The following is a 10,069-nucleotide window of genomic DNA, read 5'->3' as shown; positions in this document are numbered from 1 at the left end:
CAGCCCCCGAGGGGCCGATGTCCGCGAGGATCCGGAGGCGTCCGGCGCGGGGCCGACCCGTCGACAAGGGCGCGGCCTGATCTTCGGATACGAGCCCGTCCGGGGTGATCGCGCAGTTCACCGCGCCCCTCGGGGAGCGGTAGCGCAGCGGGTCGCTTGCGGGCCTCGTCCCGTGCGCCAGGATGGACCCATGTCCAACCGCCTGGCGCATGAGACGTCCCCGTATCTCCTCCAGCACGCCGAGAACCCGGTCGACTGGTGGCCGTGGTCGCCCGAGGCCTTCGCGGAGGCCCGGCGCCGCGATGTGCCCGTCTTCCTCAGCGTGGGCTACAGCTCGTGCCACTGGTGTCATGTCCTCGCGCACGAATCCTTCGAGGACGAGGCCACGGCGGCCTTCATGAACGAGCACTTCGTCTCCGTCAAGGTCGACCGCGAGGAGCGGCCCGACGTCGATGCCGTCTACATGGAGGCCGTCCAGGCCGCGACGGGTCACGGCGGCTGGCCCATGTCCGTCTTCATGACCCCCGACGCCGAGCCCTTCTACTTCGGTACGTACTTCCCGCCCGAGCCCCGGCACGGTTCGCCGTCGTTCCCCCAGGTCCTGGAGGGGGTGCGGGCCGCGTGGGCCGGGCGGCGCGAGGAGGTCGGCGAGGTCGCGGCCCGTATCGTGCGGGACCTGTCCGAGCGCGCCCTCGCCCTCGGCACGGGCGACAAGGACGAGCCCCCGCGGCCACCGGCCGCCGAGGAGCTCCACCGGGCGCTGCTGGGGCTGACCCGGGAGTTCGACGCCGTGCGCGGCGGTTTCGGCGGGGCGCCGAAGTTCCCGCCGTCCATGACCCTGGAGTTCCTGCTGCGGCACCACGCCCGCACGGGCTCCGAGGCCGCGCTCCAGATGGCGCAGGCCACCTGCGAGGCCATGGCCCGCGGCGGGATCTACGACCAGCTCGGCGGCGGCTTCGCCCGGTACGCGGTGGACGCCACCTGGACGGTGCCCCACTTCGAGAAGATGCTCTACGACAACGCGCTCCTGTGCCGGGTCTACGCGCACCTGTGGCGGTCCACGGGCTCGGCGCTCGCCCGGCGCGTGGCCCTGGAGACCGCCGACTTCCTGATCCGGGAGCTGCGCACGGAGCAGGGCGGCTTCGCGTCCGCCCTGGACGCCGACAGCGCCGTGTCCGACGCGGAGGACGCCCCGCACGCCGAGGGCGCCTTCTACGTGTGGACCCCGGAGCAGCTCGCGGAGGTCCTCGGAGAGGAGGACGCGCTGCTGGCGGCCGCGCACTTCGGCGTCACCGAGGACGGCACCTTCGAGGAGGGCGCCTCCGTGCTCCAACTGCCCGACACCGAGCAGCTCCTGGACGCCGGAAAGCTGGCCTCCGTGCGCAACCGGCTGCTGGCGGCGCGCGAGCACCGGCCCCGCCCCGGCCGCGACGACAAGATCGTGGCCGCCTGGAACGGTCTGGCCGTCGCCGCGCTCGCCGAGACCGGCGCGTACTTCGACCGGCCGGACCTCGTCCAGGCCGCCACGGACGCCGCCGACCTCCTCGTCCGCACGCACATGGACTGGCACGCACGGCTGTTCCGCACATCCCTGGACGGAGTCGCGGGCTCCCACGCGGGCGTCCTGGAGGACTACGCCGACGTCGCGGAAGGTTTCCTGACGCTCAGCGCGGTCACCGGCGAGGGCGTCTGGGTCGACTTCGCGGGGCTGCTCCTGGACACCGTGCTGGCGCACTTCACGGGCCCGGACGGCAGCCTCTTCGACACGGCGGACGACGCCGAGCGGCTCATCCGCCGGCCCCAGGACCCGACGGACACCGCCACTCCGTCCGGCTGGACCGCGGCCTGTGGAGCGCTGCTCACCTATGCCGCGTACACCGGCAGCGGCGCGCACCGCGAGGCGGCGGAACGCGCGCTGGGCGTCGTACGGGCCCTGGGCCCGAAGGCGCCGCGTTTCATCAGCTGGGGGCTGGCGGCCGCCGAGGCGCTGCTGGACGGTCCCCGCGAGGTGGCCGTCGTCGGTCCGGACGACCACCCGGCCACCCACGAGCTGCACCGTACGGCGCTGCTCTCCACCGCACCCGGGCTGGCCGTCGCCGTCGGGGCGCCGACGGCGGAGCCCGAGGTGCCGCTGCTGGCGCGTCGGGGGCTGCTTGAGGGGCGCCCGGCTGCGTACGTATGCCGTTCGTTCGCCTGCGACGCGCCTACCAGCGATCCGGAGGTGCTCGCGCGGCACCTTGCCGGTGGGGTGTGAGGGTCCGTCTGTGCCTACCCGCTCCGGTCGTCGCCTACGAGCTCGGTCTGTTGTGCTGTTCGGCGAGTGCGGGCCGGTGGGGGTACTCGCGCAGTTCCCCGCGCCCCTGACGGGGCGCGGCTTCACCCCGCCCGTCCCTACAAGGTGAGGCCGCGGTCCAGGACGGCCAAGGCGTGGTCGATGAGGGAGACCAGGTCCTCCTGCTGGCCCTCCTCGACCCAGTGCATGAGGGCCTCGTGCATGGCCGCCATGATCGCGCCGACGACGACCCGCAGCTCCATGTCGTTGTCGTCGAGGCCATGGCGCTCGGCGAGGACCGAGCGGAGCATCCGGGCGGACTGCCCCATGCCCTCCGCCTGTCTGCTGCGCAGCGCGGGCACCTCGCGGATGAGCCTGGTGCGCTGGCGCAGCTCGCCGAGGTCCGTCTCCACGATGTGGCGCACGGCGGTGGCGGCGGCCCGCCGTACGGCCGTGACCGGGGGCTCGTCCGCGGGCCGGGCCCGCAGGGCGGTCTCCATCACCGGGGCGTAGTCGTCGGACAGGACGATGTCGTCCTTGGTCGGGAAGTAACGGAAGACGGTGCTGGGGGAGACGTCGGCGGCCTCGGCGATCCGGTCGACGGGGGTCGCGTCGTAGCCCTGCCGTTCGAAGAGGCGGTAGGCGGCGCGGCGGATCGCCCGACGGGTCTGGATCTTCTTCCGCTCGCGCAGTCCGAGCCGGGGCTCGGCGGGCACGGCTGACGAGGTGTTCGGGGAGGCCATGTCTGCATTCTCCGATATCGGCCTCACCGAAGGCTCTTGACGGGGCGTTGATTGTCAGTGGGGTGTGTGACGCTGGGTACCGGGCAGGGGAGCGGTCGGTGATGACTTCGGTGATGACTGAAAAGGGGTGGTGTCCGTGTTGGTCGTGGTGAAGCTGCTCGCCGTTCTCATCGGTGCGCTGTGCGTCGGCGGCTATCTGATCGTGGGCGAGATCGCCGTGGTCGGCGTGGTGGTGGCCGGTGTCGGCGCCCTGACATGGCGCGTGGCCGCGGCCTCGAGGCCGCGGCCACGAGGGACGGCGGGGACGGATGGTGCGTGGCGCTCACGCGTGCGAATACGCCACCAGCGAGATGCCCACGTAGTGGACGATGAAGGCCGCCAGGGTCAGTGAGTGGAAGACCTCGTGGAAGCCGAACCAGCGCGGTGACGGGTTGGGGCGCTTGATCCCGTAGATCACGCCGCCCGCGCTGTAGAGCAGGCCGCCCACGATCACGCAGACCAGTACGGCGATGCCGCCGGTGCGCAGGAAGTCGGGGAGGAAGAAGACGGCCGCCCAGCCCATGGCGAGGTAGCAGGGGGTGTAGAGCCAGCGTGGCGCGCCGACCCACAGCACACGGAACGCTATGCCCGCCGCGGCGGCGGCCCAGACCGCCCACAGCAGCACCTGACCACGGCCGCCGGGGACGAGCAGCATGGTCAGCGGGGTATAGGTGCCCGCGATGATCAGGAAGATGTTGGCGTGGTCCAGGCGGCGCAGCACCGCGCTGGCGCGCGGGCTCCAGTTGCCGCGGTGGTAGAGCGCGCTGATGCCGAACAGCAGGCAGGCGGAGAGCACGAAGACGGCGCAGGCGATCCGGCCGCGCGTGCTGTCGGCGAGCGCGGTGAGGAAGACGCCCGAGAACAGCACGGCGGGGAACATCCCGGCGTGCAGCCAGCCGCGCAGCCGCGGCTTGGCGGGGACGCTCGCCGCGGTGGCGGCCGCCACCGCGTCCTCTGTGTCCTCCGCGTCCTCCGGGGTGGAAGCGGACTGCGCGGATGGGGAGTCAGGGGCGGGGGCGGTCTCTGTGGTCTGTGTGGGCTGCGCGTCCGGGGAAGCGGAGGCGCTGGGGGACGGTGCGGCCTGTGCGGACGGGGAGCCAGGTGGCGGGGCGGCGGCCGCGGCGCCGGCGGGAGCGGGGAGCGCCGAAGGCGCTGCGTCGGGCGCGGAAGTCATGGCCGTCATGCTACCTACGCCACCGTAAGTTACGGATCAGTATCACGTGGCGATGGTCACGGGAGCGCCCCCTGGACAGAACGGAATCGGAGTCGGATGATCAAATGAGTGCGGGCGGCACCGGATGAGCGGTCACGAAGCGTCTGGGTCGCAGCCCCCAAGGGGCACACATCCACAGAAGCGGACTTCGCCGCCGGAGCAGCTGCCGCGGCCCAGCCCGTTCAACCCTCAACACCTGACGCCGGGGCGGTGTGCTCCCCGGCGGGACGGAGCGATCGTGGCGCGCAGCAATGCGGCTCCCACCACCCTCACCAACCACCAGGGGCTGATCTCCTGGGTCGACGAGATCGCCGCCCTCACCGAGCCGGACCGCGTGGTCTGGTGCGACGGCTCCGAGGCCGAGTACGAGCGCCTGTGCGAGGAGCTCGTGGCCAAGGGCACGTTCCGGAAGCTGGACCCGATCAAGCGGCCCAACTCCTACTACGCCGCCTCCGACCCCAGCGACGTGGCCCGCGTCGAGGACCGCACCTTCATCTGCTCCGAGAAGGAGGAGGACGCGGGCCCCACGAACCACTGGAAGGCTCCCGCCGAGATGCGGGAGGTCTTCGCCGGTGAGCAGGGCATCTTCCGCGGCTCCATGCGCGGCCGCACCCTGTACGTCGTGCCCTTCTGCATGGGCCCGCTCGGCTCGTCGCTGTCCGCGATCGGCGTCGAGATCACCGACTCCGCGTACGTCGCCGTCTCCATGCGCACCATGACGCGCATGGGCCAGGCGGTGCTCGACGAGCTCGGTGACGACGGCTTCTTCGTCAAGGCCGTGCACACCCTCGGTGCCCCGCTCGCCGAGGGCGAGGCCGACGTCCCGTGGCCCTGCAACACGACGAAGTACATCTCGCACTTCCCCGAGGACCGCGAGATCTGGTCCTACGGCTCCGGCTACGGCGGCAACGCCCTGCTGGGCAAGAAGTGCTACGCCCTGCGCATCGCCTCCGTCATGGCCCGTGACGAGGGCTGGCTCGCCGAGCACATGCTCATCCTCAAGCTCACCCCGCCGCAGGGCGAGGCCAAGTACGTGGCCGCCGCTTTCCCGTCCGCCTGCGGCAAGACCAACCTCGCCATGCTGGAGCCCACGGTCTCCGGCTGGACGGTCGAGACCATCGGCGACGACATCGCCTGGATGCGTTTCGGCGAGGACGGCCGCCTCTACGCCATCAACCCCGAGGCGGGCTTCTTCGGCGTCGCCCCCGGCACCGGCGAGCACACCAACGCCAACGCCATGAAGACCATGTGGGGCAACTCCGTCTTCACCAACGTCGCGCTCACGGACGACGGCGACGTGTGGTGGGAGGGCATGACGGAGGAGCCGCCCGCGCACCTGACGGACTGGAAGGGCAACGACTGGACGCCGGCCAGCGAGACCCCGGCCGCCCACCCCAACGCCCGCTTCACCGTGCCCGCCGCGCAGTGCCCGATCATCGCGCCCGAGTGGGAGGACCCCAAGGGCGTCCCGATCTCCGCGATCCTCTTCGGCGGTCGCCGCGCCTCCGCCGTCCCGCTGGTCACCGAGTCCTTCGACTGGCAGCACGGTGTCTTCCTCGGCGCCAACGTCGCCTCCGAGAAGACCGCCGCCGCCGAGGGCAAGGTCGGCGAGCTGCGCCGCGACCCGTTCGCCATGCTGCCGTTCTGCGGCTACAACATGGGCGACTACATGGGCCACTGGCTGGAGGTCGCCAAGGACAAGGACGCCGCCAAGCTCCCGCGGATCTACTACGTCAACTGGTTCCGCAAGGACGCGGACGGCCGCTTCGTCTGGCCGGGCTTCGGTGAGAACAGCCGCGTCCTGAAGTGGATCGTCGAGCGGCTGGACGGCAAGGCGGAGGGCGTCGAGACGCCGATCGGCATCCTGCCGACACGCTCCGCGCTGGACACGGCCGGTCTCGAACTGTCCGACGCCGACCTCGACTTCCTGCTCAGCGTCGACGAGGACGTATGGCGGCAGGAGGCGGCGCTGATCCCCGAGCACCTCAACACCTTCGGTGACCACGCGCCGAAGGAGCTCTGGGACGAGTACCGGGCGCTGGTCCAGCGCCTCGGCTGAGAGCCGGTCCGCACCGCCCGTCTCGGGGCGGGCGGTGCGGACCGCTGCCGCTTGGCTTGGCGGGGTTGCGCCTATTGGGGTGCCTCTTGCGCTCCGTGCGCGGCTGCGGGTCCGTGGGGGCCGGTCGCGCCCACGCGGCGGAGCCGCACGATGTCACAGCCTCGCGCCCCTGACGGGGGCTAGTCCGCTATGCCCAGCGCTGCCGCGTGGGCCTGGAGGCGTTCGGCCGCGAGGCTTGCGCCTGCCGTGTCGCCGCAGGATGTCGCCACGACGAGGGCTTGGCCCGCCAGGGTGTGGGCGCGCTGGTGGAGGGCTGTGACGCGGGCCGGAGGCGCTTCGTCCGTCGTGGGCGTCGCGCGCAGAGGCGCGCGACCGCCCCGCATGCGGGCCACGCGTTCGGCGAGGCGCTGCGCCGCCTCGTCCAGTGCGGCGGACGGCGCGAGGACGCGGAGTTCGTCGGTCACGGTGAGCAGCGCGGTCAGGTGACCCGCGAGCCGGTTGTCCAGTTCCTCCTCGCGGGAGCGGCGCGGCCCATGGATCTTGCGGCACGGCTCGGCCATGGTGTGGACCGACTTGGTGCGGATCGGCTCGTACATGGATGGCCTCCTGGGTATCACTCAGAAGGCCATCCTAACTTAGACGGCGTCTAAAGTTGTGCTGCTTACAGATCAGGCTGGGGTCATGGCTGGCTGTAGCCGTCGAGGAAGGTGCCGATACGGGTCACCGCGTCCGCCAGGTCCTTGGCGTTCGGCAGGGTGACCAGGCGGAAGTGGTCCGGCTCCGGCCAGTTGAAGCCCGTGCCGTGCACCACCATGATCTTCTCGGCGCGCAGCAGGTCCAGCACCATCTGCCGGTCGTCCTTGACCTTGTAGACCTTGGGGTCGAGCCGGGGGAAGGCGTAGAGGGCGCCCTTGGGCTTCACGCACGTCACGCCCGGGATCTGCGTCAGCAGCTCGTGCGCCACGTCGCGCTGCTCCAGCAGGCGGCCGCCCGGCAGCACCAGGTCGTTGATCGACTGGCGGCCGCCGAGTGCGGTGGCGATCGCGTGCTGCGCGGGCATGTTGGCGCACAGCCGCATGTTGGCCAGGATCGTCAGGCCCTCGATGTAGCTCTCCGCGTGCGCCTTCGGGCCGCACACCGCCATCCAGCCGCTGCGGTAGCCCGCGACGCGGTACGCCTTGGAGAGGCCGTTGAAGGTGAGGGTGAGCAGGTCCGGGGCGAGGGCGGCGGTCGGCGTGTGCGTCACGCCGTCGTAGAGGATCTTGTCGTAGATCTCGTCGGAGCAGACGATCAGGTTGTGGCGGCGGGCGATCTCCGTCAGGCCGCGCAGCATCTCGTCGTCGTAGACCGCACCCGTGGGGTTGTTGGGGTTGATGATGACGAGGGCCTTGGTGCGGTCCGTGACCTTGCGCTCGATGTCGGCCAGGTCCGGCATCCAGTCCGACTGCTCGTCGCAGCGGTAGTGCACGGCCGTGCCGCCCGCGAGGGAGACGGAGGCGGTCCAGAGGGGGTAGTCCGGCGCGGGGACGAGGACTTCGTCGCCGTCGTCCAGCAGTGCCTGCATCGACATCTGGATCAGCTCGGAGACGCCGTTGCCGAGATAGACGTCCTCGACGGACAGCTCGACGCCCTTGGTCTCGTAGTGCTGCACCACCGCGCGGCGGGCCGAGAGCAGGCCCTTCGCGTCCCCGTAGCCGTGCGCGTCACCGACGTTGCGCAGCATGTCCTCGAGGATTTCCGGCGGGCACTCGAAACCGAAGATCGCGGGGTTGCCGGTGTTGAGCTTGAGGATGCGGTGACCTGCTGCTTCCAGCCGCATTGCCTCCTCGAGCACCGGGCCACGGATTTCGTAGCAGACGTTGGCGAGCTTCGTTGACTGGATCACCTGCATGACGGCCACCTTACGGCGGTGAAAAAGGGGGCGCTCGCGAATTGAGGCCACCCGGGGGCGGCGACGAGGGAGCGGGCGTGCCTTGGGTCACGCGACCGGCGTGCGGCGGATCGTGCGCCCCACGAGAGCGTCCGTACGCCTGCCGTCTTTCATCACAAAGCTTCCATCGATCAGGACAAAAGGAATACCGGTCGGAAGCGTCCTCGGGGCTTCGAAAGTGGACCCCGCAGCGACCGTGTCCGGATCGAAGAGGACGAGATCGGCGCGGAATCCCTCCCTGATCAGGCCCCGATCCGGCAGTCGCAGACGGGCCGCGGGACGTGACGTGAGATGCGCCACGCACTCCTCCAGTGACAGCACTCCGAGTTCACGCGCGTACGTTCCGAGGTAGCGCGGGAACGTTCCGTAGGCGCGCGGGTGCGGCTTGGCGCCGTGCAGGATGCCGTCGCTCCCCGCGGTGTGGGCAGGGTGTCGCATGATCGTCCGGACGTTCTCCTCATGGCCCACGTGGTGCAGGATCGTCGGGCCGAGGCGGTCGGCGATCAGGAGACGGCGGGCCGTGGTCCAGGGGGCCTCGCTCCGGTCGCGGGCCGAGGCGGCGATCGTTCTGCCGATGTGGCCGCTCAGTTCCGGGTCCGCGGGGGTCATGACACCCGAGATCTCGATCGTGTCCCAGTCGACCGGGACGCCGTGGCAGCCGTCCGAGCCCTCGGTCTCCAGCGTGTGACGGACGCGGTCGGCGGTCGCGTCGTCGCGGAGGCGCGCGAGGAGCGCGTCGGGGCCGCCCTCGTTCGCCCAGCTCGGGAGGAGCGCGGCGAGGGTGGTGCTGCCGGGGGTGTAGGGGTAGGTGTCGAGTGAGATGTCGGCGCCTTGCGCGCGTGCCGCGTCCAGCAGGGCCAGGAGTTGCGGGGCGCGGCCCTCGTTGACCTCGAAGTTCATGGTGGCGTGGGCCAAGTGGAGGGCGCAGCCCGCGCTCCGGGCGAGCGTGATCATCTCGGCGTAGGCGGGGAGGGCGTCCGCGCCGTACGAGCGGTGGTGCGGGCAGTAGTAGCCGCCGTACGCGGCCACGACCTCGCAGAGTTCGGCGAGCTCTGTGGTGCTGGCGTACATGCCCGGGGTGTAGGTGAGACCTGAGGACATGCCTACGGCGCCTTGCGCCATGCCTTCGGCGACGAGGCGCTTCATCGACGCGATCTCGGGTGGTGTGGCGGGGCGGTCCTCCCAGCCGAGGGCCAGGGCGCGGACCGTGCCCTGGGGGACGAGGTAGGCGGCGTTGACCGCCGTGCCCTGGCGGTCGAGGCGGTCGAGGTACTCGCCGACGGTGCGCCAGTCGATGTTCACGTCGATGTTCACGCCGGAGTTCACGCCGGAGTTCACATCGGAGCCGTCGCCGTTCCAGCCGGCGATCTGGGTGCGGAGGGCGGGGAGGACGCGGTCGTCTACGGGGGCGTAGGAGAGGCCGTCCTGGCCGATGACTTCGAGGGTGACGCCTTGGGCGGCTTTCGCGGTGTGCTCGGGGTCCCGGAGGAGGGCCAGGTCGCTGTGGGCGTGCATGTCGATGAAGCCGGGGGCGAGGGCCAGGCCGTCGGCGTCCAGGGTGCGTTTGCGGGTGGCGGTGGGGCGGTTCCTGCCGCCGTCCGCTTCGCGGTGGATGCCGGTGATCCGGCCTTCGGCGAGGGTGACGTCGGCCTGGTAGGGGGTGGTGGCCGTGCCGTCGATGACGCGGGCGTTCCGGATGACCAGGTCCATGGGGTGACCCTTCGTCTGGAGGGGGGCGGCTTGCGCTCCGCTTGCGGCTGCGGACCGGTGGGGCTTCTCGCGCAGTTCCTCGCGCCCCTGGGTGGTTGGTGGG

Annotated in this window: 7 protein-coding genes; 2 read left to right on the top strand and 5 right to left on the bottom strand. The window is 71.2% G+C overall.

The annotated features are described in order from the left end of the window. Positions 1-190: 190 nt before the first annotated feature. Positions 191-2,254, top strand: a complete 2,064-nt coding sequence (locus K6I34_RS22945; RefSeq protein WP_229328214.1) for a thioredoxin domain-containing protein — start codon at positions 191-193, stop codon at positions 2,252-2,254. Between the two features lie 137 nt (positions 2,255-2,391). On the opposite strand, the gene K6I34_RS22940 is transcribed toward K6I34_RS22945, so the two are convergent. Together K6I34_RS22940 and K6I34_RS22935 are read right to left on the bottom strand one after the other, a co-directional pair. Next, complete coding sequence (locus K6I34_RS22940; RefSeq protein ID WP_229328213.1) at positions 2,392-3,015, bottom strand: TetR/AcrR family transcriptional regulator; 624 nt, start codon at positions 3,013-3,015, stop codon at positions 2,392-2,394. Between the two features lie 322 nt (positions 3,016-3,337). Continuing rightward, complete coding sequence (locus K6I34_RS22935) at positions 3,338-4,228, bottom strand: hemolysin III family protein (RefSeq protein ID WP_238489613.1); 891 nt, start codon at positions 4,226-4,228, stop codon at positions 3,338-3,340. A gap of 277 nt (positions 4,229-4,505) precedes the next feature. On the opposite strand from K6I34_RS22935, the gene K6I34_RS22930 reads away from it, so the two are divergent. Continuing rightward, the gene (locus tag K6I34_RS22930; protein WP_229328212.1) at positions 4,506-6,326 is read left to right on the top strand and encodes a phosphoenolpyruvate carboxykinase (GTP); all 1,821 of its coding nucleotides are present in this window, start codon (positions 4,506-4,508) and stop codon (positions 6,324-6,326) included. A 179-nt stretch (positions 6,327-6,505) separates the two neighbouring features. On the opposite strand, the gene K6I34_RS22925 is transcribed toward K6I34_RS22930, so the two are convergent. The 3 genes from K6I34_RS22925 to K6I34_RS22915 all read right to left on the bottom strand — a co-directional run bounded on the left by K6I34_RS22925 (position 6,506) and on the right by K6I34_RS22915 (position 9,966). Further along, on the bottom strand, positions 6,506-6,922 hold the full coding sequence (locus K6I34_RS22925; RefSeq protein ID WP_229328211.1) for a hypothetical protein: 417 nt from the start codon (positions 6,920-6,922) through the stop codon (positions 6,506-6,508). A gap of 83 nt (positions 6,923-7,005) precedes the next feature. Beyond that, positions 7,006-8,217, bottom strand: a complete 1,212-nt coding sequence (locus tag K6I34_RS22920) for a pyridoxal phosphate-dependent aminotransferase (RefSeq protein WP_229328210.1) — start codon at positions 8,215-8,217, stop codon at positions 7,006-7,008. An 87-nt stretch (positions 8,218-8,304) separates the two neighbouring features. Continuing rightward, positions 8,305-9,966, bottom strand: coding sequence for an amidohydrolase family protein (locus tag K6I34_RS22915; RefSeq protein WP_229328215.1), 1,662 nt, complete (start codon positions 9,964-9,966; stop codon positions 8,305-8,307). Positions 9,967-10,069: the final 103 nt, after the last annotated feature.

The organism is Streptomyces sp. UNOC14_S4, assembly GCF_020740835.1.
Lineage (GTDB): Bacteria > Actinomycetota > Actinomycetes > Streptomycetales > Streptomycetaceae > Streptomyces.
Note: the sequence above shows the minus strand (reverse complement) of the source record. Positions and strands in the feature narration are given on the sequence as shown.